Here is a 19,078-nt window from a genome sequence, read left to right as displayed (position 1 = left end):
GGTTTATTCGTATTAGTGAGCCTCTTCCCAATTCTCTCCGAAGCCGACACTTACTGTCAGCGGTACGGATAAATCTACTACGTGCTCCATGCAGTTTACCACCAGTTCTTGCAGTTCTTCCTGCTCCGGACGGTAACATTTAAAATCCAGTTCGTCATGCACTTGAATGAGCATCCTTGACTTCAATCCTCTTTGATGAATTTGTTCATTGATACAAACCATCGCCATCTTGATAATATCGGCGGCAGAGCCTTGAATCGGAGCATTAATGGCATTGCGTTCCGCCATACCCCGGATAACGGCATTGCGGGAATTAATATCGCGCAGATAACGTCTTCTTCCCATAATGGTTTCGACGTACTCTTTTTTACGGGCTTTTTCGACCGCCTCTTCCATATATTTCTTAACACCCGGATAAAGCTCAAAATAACCGTCTATAAGCTCTTTTCCTTCCTTCCGGCTAATTTGTAATCGTTCCGACAAACCCCAGGCTGAAATGCCGTAAATAATGCCGAAATTGGCGGTTTTGGCTCGGCGTCTCATTTCCTCGGTCACCTCTTCAAGGGGAACATGGTAAATCTTGGAAGCGGTAGCCGTGTGAATATCGATACCGTGGTTAAAAGCATCGATTAACTCTTGTGTTTGGCTTAAATGCGCCATAAGGCGTAATTCCACTTGCGAATAATCGGCAGAAAAAAAGATATAATCCGGATTTCCTGTAACAAATGCTTTTCTGATTTTACGTCCCTCTTCGGTGCGAATAGGTATGTTTTGCAAATTTGGATTGAGGCTGCTCAATCTTCCCGTTGCCGCTTCCGCTTGATTAAAATGGGTATGTATTTTACCCGTAAGCGGGTCTATATAAGTCGGAAGCGCTTCGGCATAGGTGCTGAGTAACTTCTTAAGTCCCCGGTAATGTAAAATTTTTCCGACAATGGGGTGTTCCCCTTCCAGTTTCGCCAACACCTGTTCGGAAGTACTCAATTGCCCTGTCTTCGTTTTCTTATTACCTCCGCCGATATTCAACTCTCCGAAAAGGACATCTCCCAATTGTTTGGGCGAACTGATATTGAACGAATGGCCGGCAATTTCGTAAATTTCCTTTTCTATCCGGGCAATTTCAGCTTTTAAATCGGTCGCGATGGACTGTAATTCCTTCGTATCGATACTCACCCCTTCATATTCCATATTTGCCAGAACAAACACCAGCGGCATCTCTATCGTATTGAAAAGGGAAAGCAGGCCCGTCTCGGAAAGCGCATTGAAAAGCTTCTCTTTCAATTGGAAAAGTACATCCGCTTTCTCTGCAAAATCCTGGTCTTCTTCCTGTGTCTCGTCAAATGCCAAAGTCAGTTGTTTGCTCTCTTTTTGCGGCTCGCTTAACTGGTAATTCAGATATTGCAGCGCAATGCGTGAGACATCATGCGATAAATCGGGATGAAGGACGTAATGTGCGATTTTTACATCGAAAATAGAATTTAAAACCTGAATGCCGGCTCTTTTCAACCAAATGAGGTCATCTTTCACATGGGCGGAAATCAGGCATTTGGCCGGATTTTCCCAAATAGGTCGGAATAGTTCCAAAACGGCAAGAACTTGCCGGGAATCGCCGGACAACGTGATATAATCCACCTGATGAGGCGCTGTCGAAAAACAGAGATGGGTGGGAAAAGAATTGTAAATTGTACCCGAAGTAAACACAGAATGCACGACAAACTCATCGGCCTGTTCAAGTTTCTTTAAAATGCTCGCAGGGTCTTTTGTCCGATTGACGTATTTAACTTTGACATCCGCTAACTTTTCTGTTTTCGGCTCCTCTTCTGCGTCGGTGTCAAACAGCCGTTTGGACAGGGAAAACAACTCCAGTTCCTTGAAAATAGGCTCAAGAGTGGGCGTATCAATATGTTTTTTCTCCAAATCATCGGGAGTAAGAGACGTAGGGACTTCTGTATTAATCGTCACCAGAGTTCGGGATAAATGTACCGTTGGCTGGCAATTCAGCAGATTCTCCTTTTGTTTTCCTTTCAACTCGTCAATATGGGCGTAAATACCGTCAATGTCACCGTACTTGTATACCAGCGCAGCGGCACTTTTGGGGCCTATGCCGGAGCAACCCGGCACATTGTCGGCGGTATCGCCCATCAGGCCGAGAATATCTATTACCTGCGAAACCCGTTCTATGCCGAAATGGTCCAACACTTCCGGAATACCCCAGACCTCCGACTTATTGCCGGAACGTCCCGGCTTATACATAAATATATTCTCACTTACTATTTGCGCATAGTCCTTATCGGGAGTAATCATATAAACGGTAAAACCCTCTTTCTCCGCTTTCTTGGCCAGGGTTCCGATGACGTCGTCGGCTTCAAAACCGGGGACGTCGATACACGTAATGCCTAATCCGCCGATAATCTTTTTAATGTAAGGGATGGAGTTCTTTAAATCCTCCGGCATCTTGGGGCGTTGCGCCTTATAAGGTTCATACATTTCATGACGGAAAGTAGGACCGTCCGGATCGAACACAACGCCGATATGCGTCGGTTTTTCCAATTGCAGCAACTCCAGCAGAAAATTACAAAAACCAAACGTGGCGGATGTGTTTATACCTGTTGTCGTAATGCGGGGATTATTGATAAAAGCGTAATACGAGCGATAAATCAAAGCATACGCATCGAGGAGAAAAACGGTTTTGGGCGTATCTGTCATGGGAATAATATTAGAATTCTTGTTGGCAAAGGTAGAAAAATTACCTGCCGTTTTTGGTGATTGAGGAAAATGTTTCTATTTTTATTTATTCCTTTTAACTCTAAAACAAGACAAGCGTGGAATGGAATACGATTAAAGCGGACGAATGGGGAATTTTCTCCGGAATGGAAAAACCGTTGCTGATAGCAGGGCCTTGCAGTGCGGAAAGCGAACGGCAACTTTTTGAAACGGCGAAAGCATTGAAACAGGAAGGTGTGACGGTTTTACGCGCGGGAATCTGGAAACCCCGCACGCGTCCAAATTGCTTTGAAGGCGTCGGTGCCAAAGGATTGGCGTGGATGCAAAGAGTGCAACAGGAATTAGGCATGAAAGTAGCGACGGAAGTGGCGAATGAAAAACATGTGCATGAAGCCTTGCGGGCTGGAATCGATATATTGTGGATTGGCGCCCGGACAACGGCCAACCCTTTTGCCGTACAGGAAATAACGGATGCGCTGAAAGGAACGGATGTTCCCGTTTTAGTGAAAAATCCCGTAAATCCGGATTTCGATTTATGGATGGGGGCTTTGGAGCGTTTGAATATGGCGGGCGTGAAAAAAATAGGGGCGGTTCATCGGGGATTTTCTTCCTATACGGAGATTAAATATAGAAACATGCCGCAATGGCAGATACCGATAGAGCTGAAACGGCGTTTTAAAGAAATGCTTCTCCTGTGTGATCCGAGCCACATCGCGGGCAAGCGGGAATATCTCCGGGAAATTTCGCAACAAGCAATGGATTTGGGATTTGACGGATTGATGATTGAATCGCATATTTCGCCCGAAACAGCCTTGAGCGATGCGGCGCAACAGCTTACACCCGTAGCATTAAAAGAACTTTTGAAAGGGCTGGTCATTCGGAACGTCGAATCGGAAAATTCGGCATACCGAGAAAGTATAGAAGAATTGCGGAACCGCATTGACCAACTCGATGATGAATTAGTGAGCATCTTGGCGGACCGGATGAAAATTGCCGAAAAAATAGGACATTACAAAAAACAGAACAGCATCACAATTCTTCAAACCGAACGCTGGGAAGAAATCTTGAAAAACGTGTTTGAGAAAGGAGAAAAATGCGGACTGGACAACGAATTCCTGCAAAAAATATTCAGAGCCATACATCAGGCCTCCATCGATGTGCAGACCCGTATCATGAATTAATGGAACTGGATGGAATTGAAAAATATTTCCCTCGCTTTTAGTATATATTCACGATGGCGACTTCTGCCTCCGACAGATAATTGGTAGACCATATTGTCTCTGAAGATAAATCGTTTGAAATAAGTCATCTCATAATTATCTTTAAGAATAGAATACTCAATTTCCTTGATAAGCATATTGTCATAGGGGACTGTTTTTTCATCTTTCAGTATAGCGGTTTCCATGCCTACGGACGCCTGTCTCATCTGTTCGTAAATGATGGGTGCCGTCTCGTCGGTAATTGGGAGGGGACTGTTGGAAAAATCGGAACAGACGACACCAAAGACACAGGTAAGGTCTTTGGTTTGATAAATGCGGGAGCGGATGCCGTTCGTTTCTTGAGTAAGGGATTGTACCGCATTGGGGAACAGAAAGGAAATATGTTCCTCGGTCTCTGTTCTTTTCCACAGCTCATTCCCGTCCGGTATAAATAGCGAAAAAATCAGAAGAAGTTTTAGAATAAACATATCCGGAAAAACCTTTATTACTATTTTTGTAACAAACTTATGGAATTATCTTGATTTATGGAAATCGCCGGAAAACAAATGGGAGACAGGCCGCTGATTTTGGCACCGATGGAAGATGTCACCAATCCACCGTTCCGCAAATTTTGCAAGAAATACGGGGCGGACTGGCTGTATTCCGAATTTGTTTCGGCGGATGCGCTGGTGCGCTCGGTGAATAAGTCGCTGAAAAAACTGACTATAGACGAAACGGAACGTCCCGTTACCATTCAGATTTACGGGCGGTATATCGACTCGATGGTCGAGGCGGCGAAGATCGTCGAAGAGGTGCAGCCCGATTTCATCGACATCAATTTCGGCTGTCCCGTCAAGCGGGTAGCGCAAAAAGGGGCGGGAGCCGGGATGCTGAAAGATGTGCCGTTAATGGTGGAAATGACCCGGCAAATCGTGAATGCCGTCAAGATTCCAGTAACGGCCAAAACCCGCCTCGGCTGGGATTGCGAAAACATCATCATCGAAGACATTGCCGAACGGCTCCAGGACGTCGGCATCCGGGCTTTAGCGATACACGGCCGTACCCGCTCGCAGATGTACACCGGTGAAGCGGACTGGGAACCCATTGCCCGGGTGAAAAACAACCCGCGGATAAAAATACCGATACTCGGAAACGGTGACATCACCTCTCCGGAGAAAGCCAAAGAAGCCTTTGACAAATACGGCGTGGATGGTGTCATGATAGGCAGGGCGACGATTGGCAAACCTTGGATATTCCGGCAAATCAAACACTATTTTGAAACGGGTGAACTGTTGCCCGACCTCTCTGTCGCCGAGCAAATCGACATCATCAAAGAACAAATTCTCCTCTCTGTCGAGTGGATAGACGAAATACGCGGACTACTCCACATGCGCCGCCACATGGCAGCCATGTTCAAAGGCCTGCCGCACTTCCGCGACCTCCGCATCCGCATGCTCCAAGCTCCCGACCTCCGCACTCTCTGGCAAGTCTTCGACGAAATTCGGGAGAAATACGGGGAATCAACGATGGAGGATTAAGGGAAATGCCTTATTAACGTATGGATATTGTAAGGACCTATGTTTATAACAGAACTCGCAAATATGTGATAGTCTTTGAGCCGCAGATTCGCACTAATAATAAAGCATATTATTTATTGACTGCTTATTATTTGAATCGGACATATGGAGTAAAACAGATAGAAAAAAATTAAAAACAAAATTGACAGAGATTTTGTGAAAGCAGGGCTCGATTTATGTCTAAATAAACCGAGCCCCGAAACTCTTTCTGATTACAGATGAGTATGACAAAGTTACATACTTTTTTAATGTGACCAAAGTATTTTATGGAGAATAATTGTTTATCGTTTAAATTGCTCCCAAAACTCAACGGGCAAATAAACGTTTTCAATCTCCGTGCATTTTTGGAACAGGGGGGCGATTTCCGATACGGAAAAGCCGGCAATACCACAGCCTATTTTGGTTACAAGAAATTTCAAATCCGGATGTAAGCGGGCAAATTCGATAAATTCATCCACATAAGGTTTTATGGTCTCGATACCGCCCTGCATCGTCGGAATAGCATAACTCTGTCCTTGCAATCCGACCCCTTGGCCGTATACCGCGCCGAACTCTTCACAGGCTATTCTGGCGGCACCGCCGTCGTGATGACCTGCCAGATTACTCCCAAAAACAAAAACTTCGGAGTCAGCTAATTTTCTGATATATTCTGGGGTAACTCTTTCGATATGATTCATTGGGTATATGTATTCTTTTTCGGTAGGATTACTACGGCATTTGTTATTATTTCTATGAAACCACTTGAGCATTTCGTGTTGGATTTGAAAACTGGTCTTTTTTATTTATCCACTAATTTGCGTAATGTAAATCATTAATCATTTTTCGAATGACTTGGAGTAATTGTGGAATGTCTTTTTTGCAAATCCTGAAAATTTCATCAGCATCAATATCGAAATAGTGATGAACAATAATATCACGAATACCCATGATGTTTTTCCAGGGTATTTCCGGATAATCTACCAATAATTTTTTATCTGTGATTTTATCTAAATTCTTGATGCATTCTCCGATAGCTGTTAGTTTCATACAAATACTATCGAGTTTCATAGTGCCGCTTTCTGTTAGCAGGAAATCATTGACGTTGTGGATATCCGAACATCTTTTAAGAATTTGTTCTAATGAATTACAAATCAATTTTAGAGTATGAAAAGCCATTAACGTATCAGACATAGACTCCATCTTTTAAAATACGGTCTCGTAAAAATGAGTCCATAGAATGACGTAATCGAACAAGATCGACAGGACAGTCTAATAAACTTTCCAATTCTTGTTTTATACCTGACAGAGCAAAAAAGCCGTGCAGTTCTCCTTCGATGTATATATCAAGATCGCTTGCATCTGTTTGTTCACCCCTTGCTACAGAGCCGAATATTCCCATACGGGAAATCCCATATTTGGGAGCATTCTCCCGCATATAGCCTCGTAATAGGGGAATGTAATCTGCAAGTGTTTTCATCATACTTGTATTATTATTACAAATATAAGATTTTCATCGTGAAAATAATGGAGAATTTTGAAATAAATTCAGCAGGGGGAGATATTAGCTCCGTAGTATCGCCCTATAAGCTCCGTAGAAACTCCTCCCTTTAGCTGATATTTAGCTGTACTTCAGGTAAGGTTGCACTATCCTGCGTTAGTTAAACCATAGCTGAAGGATAGAGCAACCATAGTCGAACCCCTGACTTTCCCCAGAGTTTTATGGAAGGTTGCAGAGAGGCCTGGCTATTAATGTTATTTATAGAGTTAGTCAAGACTTAATTTGACAGTTACATATTGCCGTCAAACCTGCTTTGGGAGAAAATCCATATAGAGAAAGTTGTATAATTTCTCAAGATATTAGCCGAATCTTGAAATAGAGCGTGTTAAATATTACAATCCCTTAATGCATTATATACTGATTTTCCACCCAAAGAAGAAATTATAAAATTTGATTTTAGTTCTCGATTTAGTGGTCTTCAGTGGCAAATGTAAAAGCTATTATACGGAAGACGAACTTCAAGTCGCAGAAATATGTATGAGGGAAATTGCCTTGTGTAATCAAGAATTGAGGAGAATAAGCCTAAAATACCTTGCTGATAAAGCACAAGCAGAAATCTTGTCGATGTTATTTCAAAGGTATAATTAGTTCTATGAATAATTTTCCTTAACTTTGTAACCAAATAAGCATGTCAGATATGAAAATTATTAGAATGTCTTTCAAAGATCGTAGAAGTGGGTGGAATATAAAAGAACTATATTTCAACAACTTGACATTGCTTGTGGGGGCATCAGGTGTTGGAAAGACACAGATACTTAATGCAATAAATAGCCTTGTCCGAATAGGGAAAGGTGGATCTGCTGGTGCCGTAGAATGGATACTTGATTTTAAGGTAAATAATCTTAAATACAGATGGGAGGGCGCTTTTGCGTTAAATGAAAATGACCAAAGCAAGATTGTTGATATTCAAGAGCCTGCCCTGCCAATAGAGTATGAAAGGTTATACAGAATCAATGGAAAAGAGGAGCTTCTCGTTGATAGAAACATACAGAAGTTAGTATTTAAGGGTAAACAAACTGTTAAACTTGAAGCGACTAAAAGTGCAATTGCTCTTCTGAAAGAAGAGCCAGATATAATGCCTGTATATTCTGGTTTAACACATATCTATTCTCTGCGGCCTTCGGTGGAAAGTGGTATCCGAATACCTTTTACCAAGATTGATGGTGTTGCGCCTATCAAAAGTTTAGCAGAGTTGCGGAAATATACCAATTTTACACCGATAGAAAAACTGTTCCTGCTTTATAAGAACCAGATAGAGGAGTATAATGATATCGTGGAGCGTTTTACGGATATATTCTCATTTGTTGAGACGATTGATTTTACGATAAAAAATTTTATTGATAAGTATCAATACCCTGTTTTAAGAATTAAAGAGAGAGGAGTTGATACTTGGATTACGCAAGATCGCATTTCATCAGGAATGTTGCGTACATTAGTTCATATTATTGTCATCACATTGGCAGAGGATGGTGATGTGATTTTAATAGATGAATTTGAGAATGGTTTAGGTGTAAATTGTATTGAGGAGGTTGCGGATATGATAATCAATCCAGAACAGAATTTACAATTTGTGATAACGAGTCATCATCCATATGTGATAAATAATATTGATTATAAATGGTGGAAAATCGTTACTCGTAAGGGTAGTGATGTTTCTGTACATACAGCAGAGTCTTTGCGCATAGGAGATCATTCTAAGCATGATGCCTTTTTACAATTAGTGCAATCTTCTGCATATCAAACAGGGACATTATGAATTTGTATATAGTTGTTGAGGGGGATAAAACAGAGCTACAAGTATACCCTGTTTGGATGAAATACTTAGCCCCTCAATTAAATAGGATTGAGGATGCGTGGGAGGTAAGAGATAATACCTATTATATGTTTTCTGGTGGAGGTATCCCTTCGATATACAACCATATTATTCATTCCATTCAGGATATAAATGATATAAACTCAAGAGGTGGTGCAAAATATGACATTCTGATGGTTTGTATTGATATGGAAGAAGACGATAGACAAGCCATAGAAAATCGCATCAATAACGATATTGCATCGAACCAGCTTAAATTTAACGACTTTGAAATTGTCGTATTTGAGCATAAGGTATGTATGGAAACTTGGTTTTTAGGGAATCAAAACATTTTCAAACGCAATCCGCAGGATGAAATATGCAGGGAATATATACAGTTCTATAATGTCGTGGATTATGATCCTGAATTAATGGGTACTCCTAACGATGAATGGACAAAAGCTCAGTTCCATTATAGATACCTGAGGAAAATGTTTAACGAACGGCACATGAAGTATTCAAAGACGAATACAACAGAAGTTGAAAAACAAACGTATTTGGATCAATTGATATCCAGATATAAAGACACTCATGATATTAGTTCTTTTGGAAGGTGGTATGAGTTTATCACATCGCTAAAATAATCTGTGCTATACCCATAGGTGCGCTACAAATTTTTCTTTGCTCTCTGTGCTCCAGTCTGTCTGTGCTGAATAGGAAAAGTATTCAATATTTCACCTAAAAAATGAATCGTACTCTCTGCTTTTTATTGGGGTTATGTGGATGGTTTTCAGGTGGGTTCCGTTATTTGTCGCTGTAAATGGGTAAAATCCATTCCGTATTTTTGTAACATCCAATTGTACTCTTTCCCCGAAACCTTTTTACAGTAACGGAGATATTCAGATTTCTTACGACGCTTTACAACTGATTCAACTTGATGCTTATGTAAAGATAATATGTAGCGAATCTATTGATATTTTACAATTTAATGTTGAATTGATCAAAAAATCCCTGTTGCTGTGCTTTATTATGATATTCGCGGGCTTTTTCTGTATCTCCGATTCTTTCATAATATAAACTTAAAATAGCCTGAGCTCTAGCATGTCCTTGTTCTGCAGCTTTCGTAAACCATAGGGTAGCTTTTTCATCGTTTAAGGAAACACCGTCACCATGAGCGTAGCATAAGCCTAAATTGAGTTGTGCACTAACTTCTCCCTGTTTAGCTGCTCTATAATACCATTCCACGGCTTTTTCCTTGTTTTCGATTACTCCTTTCCCATTGAAATAGCAGTAGCCTAAATTGAGTTGAGCTGGAGCATGTCCCTGTTCGGCAGCTTCGCGAAACCATTTGACAGCTTTTTCATAATTTTTTAAAGTTCCGATACCTTCCAAATAATACATACCTAAATTGTATTGAGCGTTTACATCTCCTTGTGTAGCAGACAAGTAGTACCATCGAAAGGCTTTTTCGGGGGTATATAGATAATGATGATAATATACGCCTAAATAAAATTGAGCTTTTGCATGTCCTTGCTTCGCTGCCTTGTGAAACCATTTGACAGCTTTTTCTTTATTTTCAAGGACTCCGTTTCCATGATAATAAAGTTCTCCTAAGTAGAATTGAGCATCAGCATCCCCTTGCTCTGCCGCTTTGTTTGCCCACTGTATAGCTTCTTTTTCGTTTATGGTAATACCTGTTTTTTTGTGGAAACATTCTATTAAAGCACATTGGGCATCGATATATCCTTGTTCGGCGGATTTACGAAACCATTGTATAGCTTCTTCTTTGTTTTCAGAGACACCGTTTCCATGATAATAACATAGTCCCAAGTGATATTGAGCAGCCGCATCCCCCTGCTCTGCAGCTTTTTGATACCATTTTGCAGCTTCTTTTTCGTCTTTTGTAACGCCTTCTCCGTTATCATAAAATAAGCCTAAAAGAACTTGTGCGTCGATGTCTCCTTGTTCTGCAGATTTTCTAATCCACAGAGCAGCTTCTTCTTGGTTTTTCGTAATTCCACGGCCGTTACGGTAACATATTCCCAAATTAAACTGACCAACAGGATCGTTTTGCTCTGCTGCTTTACGTATCCAATGTATGCCTATGTCTGAGAGGCCTATGGCAAGCCAGTATGAGCCGACTTCGATTTGAGCTTTTGCATGTCCTTGTTCTGCTGCTTTTGTCAGCCATTGGATTGCTTTCAGGCGATTTTTAGTGTGAGTATAATAATATATCCCTAATTGGACTTGAGCTTCTGCATCGCCTTGCTTCGCTTTTAGCTTGTAAGCTTTTATTTTTCTTGCATAAGATGTTGGCAATAATGTTTTGCAAGTTTCGATAAATGTTAGAAAGAAAGTTTTCATGGTGAGTATGTTATTTTATTTTTATTGAAGACATAATAGAGTTTATTTATTTTGTTTAGTTTATTTGTTGCGTTCTTCAATTTCTGATGGTTTGATTATATCCTCTTTTATGTTGAATGTTTTTGATAGAAATCCTTTTAATTTGCCTTTTGATAAGGAAGTAAGGAAGGGGGAGATTGTTATGCTTGATAATAACTGATTGGGATTTTTTAATTTTAGGTATATTGAATCTGTTTTTGTTTTGGGTGGTGTTAATGGTAAAAAATATAGTCTGATTTCTTCTTCTCCCTTGTAGTAGGAATATTTATAAAAAGCATATTGGGTAAGGTGTTGGAATACTACGTGGCGTCGAGGCTGGTAGTTCATTTTAGAGATATAGACTTCATAATTGGAGAGCTCTAATGAATTTAGTAAATGTGATAATGTTGTGTCAATTTTAACACTATAAGGGTCTGGGGCATAAGTTCGCCACATGAAATAATCTTCTTCTGTTTTTAACGTCCAGCAGGAGGTGAGCCAATCTGTTGTTTCCTTTACTTCATCTCGTATTTTTTTGATTCTCTCTTTTTTTTCTCTAGAAAGAGGTCTTCCTGCAACTTCAAAATCTTTTGCAAAAGTCAAATAACAATCTCCACTTTCAAGTTTATCTGGGAAATATTTTTTTGCTCCAATATAATATTCATCAGATAATATCATAAGTAAATTAAATAAAGACGTGTATTTGCAGATATGAGCAGATAGAAGTTTTTTGTCTGAAATATAAATGTTTGTATGGTCTAATCTTTCAAATCTTGTTTTGTCTAGTGTTGCAGTCATTGTGTGTATATTGTGGTTATTTATCAAAATCAAAAGTGCTGGTGCCGTATTTATCTACAAATCCCCACTTTTCTCCGGTTTTCACCCATGCTAATCCTTCAGAGAAGTTATAGGCTTTATCATATAGGCATGGAACGATTTGTTTTCCTGTTTTATCTATGAATCCCCATTTCCCTCTAGTTATCACTCGTGCCAATCCTTCAGAGAAGTTTGTGCCTATGATAAAGTCAAGAACATCATAATCATATAAGCATGGAATGATTTGTTTTCCTGTTTTATCGATGAATCCATATTTCCCTCCGATTCTCACCAATGCTAGTCCTTCAGAGAATTCATAGGCGAAGTCATATAGGCATGGAACGATTTGTTTTCCTGTTTTATCAATGAATCCCCATTTTCCTTCAATTTTAACTTTCGCTAATCCTTCCGAGAAGTTACGGGCGTCATCATATAGGCATGGAATAACTTGTTGCCCAGTTTTATCGATGAATCCATATTTCCCTCCGACGTTAACTGCTGCTAATCCTTCCGAGAAGTCATAGGCATCGTCATATAGACATGGAACAATTTGTTTTCCCATTTTGTCAATGAACCCCCATTTCTCTCCGACTTTAACTACTGCTAATCCTTCCGAGAAGTTATAGATGTCGTCATATATACATGGAACAATTTGTTTTCCTGTTTTATCAATGAATCCCCATTTCTTTCCTATTTTGACCTTTGTTGTTCCTTCAGAGAAGCGAAGGGATAGCAGCCAGCTATCATCGTATAGACATGGAATGACTTGTTTTCCCGTTTTGTCAATGAATCCCCATTTCCCACCAGCTTTAACAGCTGCCAGACCTTCCTTAAATGAAGATAGTTGTGAATATTGTTTTACGGCATCTGCAAATTCTTTGGTGATTTTAACGTCGGGTTCGCGGGTACATGCACAGAATAAGATACAATAACTTAAGACGAAGCAGGAGTAGTTCTTGATTTTTGTCATAATAATAAATGTCAGTAAGGAGTTTTTCATGGTAGTTTTTCTGTTTAATTGATTAGATTAGGTTAGGTTGTATATCTTGAACACCAATGGATAAAGTTTCGGCATGAAGCTGAGCGGCTAATTTTTTTATGTTTTCATTTGTTTGGGCGTCTGGTGTAATAATATATACAGGTTTGTTTTTATAACATTCTAATAAAATATTATTGATGCCGGAGTCTCTGCCTCCATATCCTATTATGATTAAGTTAGTCGATTTTTTCAAGTTTTTTCGGAATTTGTGGAATAGCTTTTTATAAAAGTATGGACTATTGTATTGACGAATTTTTGATGTTGTACCTGTTAGAAAGTTTGCATGGTCTGTAAATGGGGATTCCTCATAATGTTTTTTGCTTCCTTTTCCTTTTAATAAATATGAGGGGGAAATTCCTGCGGGTAATTTTATACATTTATCGGGGAGCAGGATGTTATTGCAGTCTTTATAATATAGAATATAATTAATACTGCCATGTAGTTTATATAGCCTTATTGCAGTATTGTAGTAACCGGTATAGCGTTTTAATCTGCAATGGTATGATTCATTTTCAATAGGTAATAATCCGTAATATTCAGAGCCGAATTCATCAAAACCATCCGAAATATCTCCATTTATATATTCGGTTTTGTTCAATGATTCAAAGAAGAGGTCGTGGTTTAAAGTGTGAACATCTATGATGTATCTTTCTTTTAAGTTAGAGAGCAATTTCAAAAAATTATCATAATGCTCAACATATCCTAATCGGTAAGGGAAATGCTCATATTTTTGATAGCCATCACTATCTTTAATGAAATATGCAACTACTTGGTTATAAATAGACGAAACTGATGTGATTAGTTCGTGATAACTTATCTCATTTGACATATATTTATTTCTTATCGTTTTATACTGTTCTGCATATATAGCCTCGCTTTTAATAAAATCAAAGAAGTATTCATAATCAAACTCCTGTTCTTTGGCATATACGGATATTATTTCTTTACAAAAAGAAAAATATTTTTCATATGGATTAGGATATTCTCTATTTTCCAATATTGTTTTTTCATCAGCTTCACTCAATTTCCCTTCTGTATTGAAAAATATGGGTGTTTTTTCAAGATTCAAAAGAGCCTTATTTATATCATTTCCAGTAGGGTATCCTTTAGGTGCAGAAAATCCAGCTCCCAATAAGATGGAGATGTGTGATCTTTTTTCAAACGGAATTTTAGGGGATTCTTCCCAACCCAAGTCTATAGAATTCATAATTAGAATGTTTTTTGTCACTCAATTTCAATAATATAGATGTAGTTTTGAATTTGTTTTACTTGTTCCGAAAGGGATAAATTCATTAAAGAGCTATTGGATTTTATGGAGATATTATCTTCAGAAGAAAGTAATGCGAATAGATAAGGCGTTTTTATGGCATAAGCTGCATTTTCAACTGCCAGGCGGGAATTTACAATGCCAATGATGTTTCCATTTTTATCAAATAAAGGACCACCACTGTTGCCGGGTTGTATGGTTGCTGAAATTTGATAGCTGGTGATGTCTCCTTTGTATCCTGAACGGGAACTAATTACTCCGTTTGTCAGTTTGATTTCATCTCCCATAACTGCCCTTAGAGGGTAGCCCAATACAAATATATCATCGCCGACATCGGCTATTTGGGAAGATATTCCGTAAGGGATATTATTTATCGTTATATTATTTACTTTGAGCAGAGCTAAATCATTTTTTTCATCAGTCGCTACAATATTTGCTGAGTGGGTGTGATTAAAATCTTTGTTTATCCCTCGGATTCTTATTTTTTGAGCGTCTTCAACAACGTGATAATTAGTGACGAGGTAACCATTGGTATTTATTGCGAAGCAGGTGCCGGAGGCTTTTATATTGAATGTTTCGGATGCTGTTGAGGACGAGTGATTATGATTTAGGGGCGAATTTTCAGAGGTATTCCCTGTAGTAAGACGTATGTTTTCCCAATAAAATCCTTTTTTGCCGTCTTCATAAACAGAAATACAATTCGTGTTTTTAGGAATAGAGTTGAATGCCATGTAAAAAACGTACCTCCGGTCTGATTTTATTGAATATTTCTGGTCAAAGTCCAGTGTTTTGAAATCATCAGTTCCGTTATTGAAAAATCCCCAACTTTTGATTTGAGAGACGTTACCATTATAAGAAAGAACAGTTTGGGAATTAAGCGAAATCCACGGGTCGGAGACATAAGGGTAAACGATATGTTCAAATACGATGAGGGTTATATCTTGTGTAACCGTGACAAATAATATCGTTTCTTTCGCGTATTCATCGGGATGTTGGTTTTCGACAATGGGTGTGTGAGTTACTGAATGAATTTCTTGTGAAAAAACATACTGACAAAACAGAAAAAGGAAACAGAAAATATATAAGTATTTCATACGATTACATATTATATTGATAATTACCTTTCTTATTGGCGAAAAACCAGGATGAGCCCGCTATTTTTAATCTAAAAACATTCAATTTTGTTTGTTCTATTGCTGTTTTCAGTGAACTTGGGACATCTCCAAAAAATCTATATCCTTTCTCAAAAACAGCCACCAGCGCATCATCTGTCAGACAGACCGTCAATAAACCGCCATGTTTGTTCATTCCCTCTTTTAGCAAATTTTGTATACGCTCGTCAGAGGAACTAATGTAATTTGTCGTGACAACGACCCAATCTCCGGCATCATTGAACGTGACTGATGTGATGACTTCGCTGTCGTTATTGAATTTTCGTATTTTTTGTTCCAAACTATAAGGTATGTCATGCCATCTAAAACCATTATTCTCAAATAAAATTAACCAGCTTCCTTCTTCAGTCAATTGGATATCATCTATGTATTTATTGTCATCATTCAATTCTCTAATCGCTTTAGAGAGGTTTGCAGGACATCCAGCATTGGCACATCCGTTCCGGCCATATAGGGCTAAGTCTCCATTGGTTTTAGTAATAGCGACATTGCGGCATTCGCCCCATTTTTCAATAGCTTCTCTAATGTAGGCTCTGCTGTTTTGAGCCGAGAGATTTGAGGAAATGGAAATCAGGATGATGAGTTCTAATATATGGATGATGCGTTTCATTATTATATATTTAGATGATTATTATTTGTTATTCTTTATCAAAATCGAATGTGCTATTCCCGTATTTATCAACGAATCCATATTTCTCCCCGACCTTAACTACTGCAAGGCCTTCTGAAAAGGTGTCAAAGAGGCCATAATCATTATCATATATGCATGGAATAACTTGTTCCCCATTTTTGTTGACAAATCCCCATTTCTTCCCTATTTTAACACTTGCCATCCCTTCAGAGAAGGACCAAGCGACTTGATCATATATGCATGGGACAACTTGCTTTCCTGTTTTATCGATAAATCCCCATTTTTCTCCGACTTTAACTCCTGCAAGGCCTTCTGAAAATGAGGGAGGAAAGAGGCCTTTATCAGTATCATATATACATGGAATAACTTGTTCCCCATTTTTGTTGACAAATCCCCATTTCTCCCCTATTTTAACATTTACCATTCCTTCTGAGAAAGAACGGATATAGTCATATATGCATGGGACAACTTGCTTTCCTGTTTTGTCGATAAATCCCCATTTCCCTCCTATTTCAATTTCAATCATCTCTTTTTGAAAAAAAGCATAGTCATATATACATGGGATAACTTGCTTTCCTGTTTTATCGATAAGTCCATATTTCCCTCCGACCTTAACTACCGCAAGGCCTTCTGAAAATGAGGGAGAAAAGAAGCCTTTATCATATATGCATGGAATAACTTGTTTCCCATTTTTGTCGACAAATCCCCATTTCCCTCCAATTTTGACACTCGCTAATCCTTCCGAAAAGCCGTTAGCATCCTCATATATACATGGAATAACTTGTTCTTTATTTTTGTCGACAAATCCCCATTTTCCTCCAATTTTGACACTTGCTAATCCTTCCGAAAAGTTGTTGGCATCCTCATATATACATGGAATAACTTGTTTTCCATTTTTGTCGACGAATCCCCATTTCCTTCCAATTTTGACTCTCGCTAATCTTTCCGAGAAACAATAACCGACTTCCTCATATATGCATGGGACAATTTGTTTTCCCGTTTCATCAATGAATCCCCATTTCTCTCCTATTTTGACCTTTGCTGTTCCTTCAGAGAAATTCTCGGCATCGTCATATACGCATGGAGTAATTGGTTTCCCCATTTTATCGATAAATCCGCATTTCCCTATGTATTTAAGTGTTAGATTTCCCCTTTCTGGGATAAATCCCCATTCTCCCTCGGCTATAACCTTTGCTATTCCTTCTGAAAAGTTTTCGATTTTGCCGTATACGCATGGAATAACTTGTTTCCCCGTTTTATCAATGAATCCGTCTTTCCCTCCTGTTGTAACCTTAGCCATCCCTCCTGAAAACTTTGAAATATATGAATATTGTTTTACTGAGTCTGCAAATTCTTTGGTGATTTTGAAGTCGGGTTCGCGGGTACATGCACAGAATAAGATACAATAACTTAAAATGAGGTAGTAGCAGTTCTTGATTTTTGTCATAATAATAAATGTCAGTAAGGAGTTTTTCATGGTAGTTTTTCTATTTTTGGATTTTAGATGATTATTATTCTTTATTAAAATCGAATGTGCTGGTGCCATATTTATCAACAAATCCCCACTTCTTTCCAATTTGAACATGTGCTAATCCTTCAGAGAAATTATAGGCGATATCATATTGACATAGAATAACTTGTTTTCCTGTTTTATCAACAAATCCCCATTTTCCACCAGCTTCAACAGCAGCTAATCCTTCCGAGAAGTTATAGGCGTCATCATATCGACATGGAACAATTTGTTTTCCTGTTTTGTCAATGAATCCCCATTTCCATTCGCTTAGAACTTTCGCTAATCCTTCAGAGAAGCAACAGGTTTCGTCATATATGCATGGAACAACTTGTTTTCCCGTTGTGTCAATGAATCCCCATTTCCTTCCAACTCGAACAGCCGCAAATCCTTCTGAGAAGTGATCGGCATTGTCATATTGACATGGAACAATTTGTTTCCCGTTTTTATCAATGAATCCATATTTTCCATCAATTTTAATTTTCGCTAATCCTTCCGAAAAGCGAGGAGATAGCCACCAAGGTGCGATATAGTCATCGTATATGCATGGAATAACTTGTTTTCCTGTTTTGTCTATGAATCCCCATTCCCCTCTGACTTGAACAGCAACTAATCCTTCCGAGAAGTTATAGGCATTATCATATTGGCATGGGACAACTTGTTTTCCTGTTTTATCAACAAATCCCCATTTTCCACCAGCTTCAACAGCAGCTAATCCTTCCGAGAAGTTATAGGCGTCATCATATCGACATGGAACAATTTGTTTTCCTGTTTTGTCAATGAATCCCCATTTCCATTCGATTAGAACTTGCGCAAATCCTTCCGAGAAATTATAGGTTTCGTCATATTGACATGGAATAACTTGTTTTCCTGTTTTGTCAATGAATCCCCATTTTCCTTTGACGAGAACTTCTGCTAATCTTTCAGAGAAATTATAGGCGATATCATATTGACATAGAATAACTTGTTTGCCCGTTTTATCGATGAATCCCCATTTTTCACCAGCTTCAACAGCAGCTAATCCTTCCGAGAAGTTATAGGCATAGTTATATTGTTTTAAGGCATCCGCAAATTCTTTTGTGATTTTAAAGTCGTTAGGGTGAGTACAGGCCGTGAGTAGTATGCAATAACCTAAGAGGAGGCGAAAACAATACTTGATTCTTTTCATATAAATTTGTTTGCACCTCAGTTCCCGGAAGGTGGGTTTGTAAAAAAGAAAGCGTGGGACCTGTTAGATTTATCGTAACTGAGGATCTCGACTTCCTACACACAGATAAAACGACACCCCACGCCGGCCGGAATATATGACCATGAGGTATATATGGCAAGCATGAGCGTTTGTACCGTTTATCCTTGTGTGTTGAAATTGTCGAGATTTCAGTTACAGGATAGAACTAAACGCTTATTTAATAATCAACATGTCTGTTGTTAC

General features: G+C 38.9%; 17 protein-coding genes. 4 read left to right on the top strand and 13 right to left on the bottom strand.

Annotated elements, in window-relative coordinates:
* Positions 1–12: 12 nt before the first annotated feature.
* The gene (gene polA / locus NFR61_RS05030) at positions 13–2,706 is read right to left on the bottom strand and encodes a DNA polymerase I (protein WP_251621246.1); all 2,694 of its coding nucleotides are present in this window, start codon (positions 2,704–2,706) and stop codon (positions 13–15) included.
* 131 nt (positions 2,707–2,837) lie between these two features.
* On the opposite strand from polA, the gene NFR61_RS05025 reads away from it, so the two are divergent.
* Positions 2,838–3,905, top strand: a complete 1,068-nt coding sequence (locus NFR61_RS05025) for a chorismate mutase (RefSeq protein ID WP_420910104.1) — start codon at positions 2,838–2,840, stop codon at positions 3,903–3,905.
* Here NFR61_RS05025 and NFR61_RS05020 read toward each other — a convergent pair.
* Positions 3,902–4,411 carry a hypothetical protein gene (locus NFR61_RS05020; protein WP_251621245.1) on the bottom strand — a complete coding sequence of 170 codons (510 nt, stop codon included), beginning with the start codon at positions 4,409–4,411 and terminating at the stop codon, positions 3,902–3,904. The genes NFR61_RS05025 and NFR61_RS05020 overlap by 4 nt on opposite strands.
* A 57-nt stretch (positions 4,412–4,468) precedes the next feature.
* Here NFR61_RS05020 and dusB point away from each other — a divergent pair, with 57 nt between their 5' ends.
* Positions 4,469–5,461: a tRNA dihydrouridine synthase DusB gene (gene dusB / locus NFR61_RS05015; protein WP_251621244.1), complete on the top strand. Its 993-nt coding sequence runs from the start codon at positions 4,469–4,471 to the stop codon at positions 5,459–5,461.
* A 320-nt stretch (positions 5,462–5,781) separates the two neighbouring features.
* On the opposite strand, the gene NFR61_RS05010 is transcribed toward dusB, so the two are convergent.
* The 3 genes from NFR61_RS05010 to NFR61_RS05000 form a co-directional block, all read right to left on the bottom strand.
* On the bottom strand, positions 5,782–6,177 hold the full coding sequence (locus NFR61_RS05010; RefSeq protein ID WP_251621243.1) for an A1S_2505 family phage non-structural protein: 396 nt from the start codon (positions 6,175–6,177) through the stop codon (positions 5,782–5,784).
* Between the two features lie 112 nt (positions 6,178–6,289).
* Positions 6,290–6,670: a HepT-like ribonuclease domain-containing protein gene (locus NFR61_RS05005; RefSeq protein ID WP_251621242.1), complete on the bottom strand. Its 381-nt coding sequence runs from the start codon at positions 6,668–6,670 to the stop codon at positions 6,290–6,292.
* Positions 6,663–6,956, bottom strand: a complete 294-nt coding sequence (locus tag NFR61_RS05000) for a nucleotidyltransferase family protein (RefSeq protein ID WP_251621292.1) — start codon at positions 6,954–6,956, stop codon at positions 6,663–6,665. The genes NFR61_RS05005 and NFR61_RS05000 overlap by 8 nt, the downstream gene beginning before the upstream one ends.
* Before the next feature lie 718 nt (positions 6,957–7,674).
* On the opposite strand from NFR61_RS05000, the gene NFR61_RS04995 reads away from it, so the two are divergent.
* Both NFR61_RS04995 and NFR61_RS04990 read left to right on the top strand, forming a co-directional pair.
* Complete coding sequence (locus NFR61_RS04995; RefSeq protein ID WP_251621240.1) at positions 7,675–8,793, top strand: AAA family ATPase; 1,119 nt, start codon at positions 7,675–7,677, stop codon at positions 8,791–8,793.
* The gene (locus NFR61_RS04990; RefSeq protein ID WP_251621238.1) at positions 8,790–9,473 is read left to right on the top strand and encodes a hypothetical protein; all 684 of its coding nucleotides are present in this window, start codon (positions 8,790–8,792) and stop codon (positions 9,471–9,473) included. The genes NFR61_RS04995 and NFR61_RS04990 overlap by 4 nt, the downstream gene beginning before the upstream one ends.
* Before the next feature lie 334 nt (positions 9,474–9,807).
* On the opposite strand, the gene NFR61_RS04985 is transcribed toward NFR61_RS04990, so the two are convergent.
* From NFR61_RS04985 to NFR61_RS04950, 8 genes are read right to left on the bottom strand one after another with little or no spacing between them, the layout of a single operon-like run.
* On the bottom strand, positions 9,808–11,193 hold the full coding sequence (locus NFR61_RS04985; protein WP_251621236.1) for an SEL1-like repeat protein: 1,386 nt from the start codon (positions 11,191–11,193) through the stop codon (positions 9,808–9,810).
* Positions 11,194–11,253: 60 nt separating this feature from the next.
* Entirely contained in the window at positions 11,254–12,009 is a 756-nt protein-coding gene (locus NFR61_RS04980; protein WP_251621234.1) for a hypothetical protein, read from the bottom strand.
* 16 nt (positions 12,010–12,025) lie between these two features.
* Positions 12,026–13,027: a WG repeat-containing protein gene (locus NFR61_RS04975; RefSeq protein ID WP_251621232.1), complete on the bottom strand. Its 1,002-nt coding sequence runs from the start codon at positions 13,025–13,027 to the stop codon at positions 12,026–12,028.
* 22 nt (positions 13,028–13,049) lie between these two features.
* Positions 13,050–14,273 (bottom strand): hypothetical protein, encoded by a 1,224-nt coding sequence (locus NFR61_RS04970; protein WP_251621230.1) that lies wholly within the window; start codon positions 14,271–14,273, stop codon positions 13,050–13,052.
* Positions 14,274–14,290: 17 nt separating this feature from the next.
* Entirely contained in the window at positions 14,291–15,427 is a 1,137-nt protein-coding gene (locus NFR61_RS04965) for a S1C family serine protease (RefSeq protein WP_251621228.1), read from the bottom strand.
* Between the two features lie 4 nt (positions 15,428–15,431).
* Positions 15,432–16,115 (bottom strand): hypothetical protein, encoded by a 684-nt coding sequence (locus NFR61_RS04960; protein WP_251621219.1) that lies wholly within the window; start codon positions 16,113–16,115, stop codon positions 15,432–15,434.
* 28 nt (positions 16,116–16,143) lie between these two features.
* Positions 16,144–17,721 (bottom strand): WG repeat-containing protein, encoded by a 1,578-nt coding sequence (locus NFR61_RS04955; RefSeq protein WP_251621217.1) that lies wholly within the window; start codon positions 17,719–17,721, stop codon positions 16,144–16,146.
* Complete coding sequence (locus tag NFR61_RS04950) at positions 17,648–18,814, bottom strand: WG repeat-containing protein (protein WP_251621215.1); 1,167 nt, start codon at positions 18,812–18,814, stop codon at positions 17,648–17,650. Before NFR61_RS04950 ends, NFR61_RS04955 begins: the two co-directional genes overlap by 74 nt.
* Between the last annotated feature and the right edge of the window lie 264 nt (positions 18,815–19,078).

The sequence above is a fragment of the Odoribacter lunatus genome (genome assembly GCF_943193135.1).
Lineage (GTDB): Bacteria > Bacteroidota > Bacteroidia > Bacteroidales > Marinifilaceae > Culturomica > Culturomica lunata.
The sequence above is the reverse complement of the archived record's forward strand: the minus strand, read 5'-3'. Positions and strand labels throughout refer to the sequence as shown.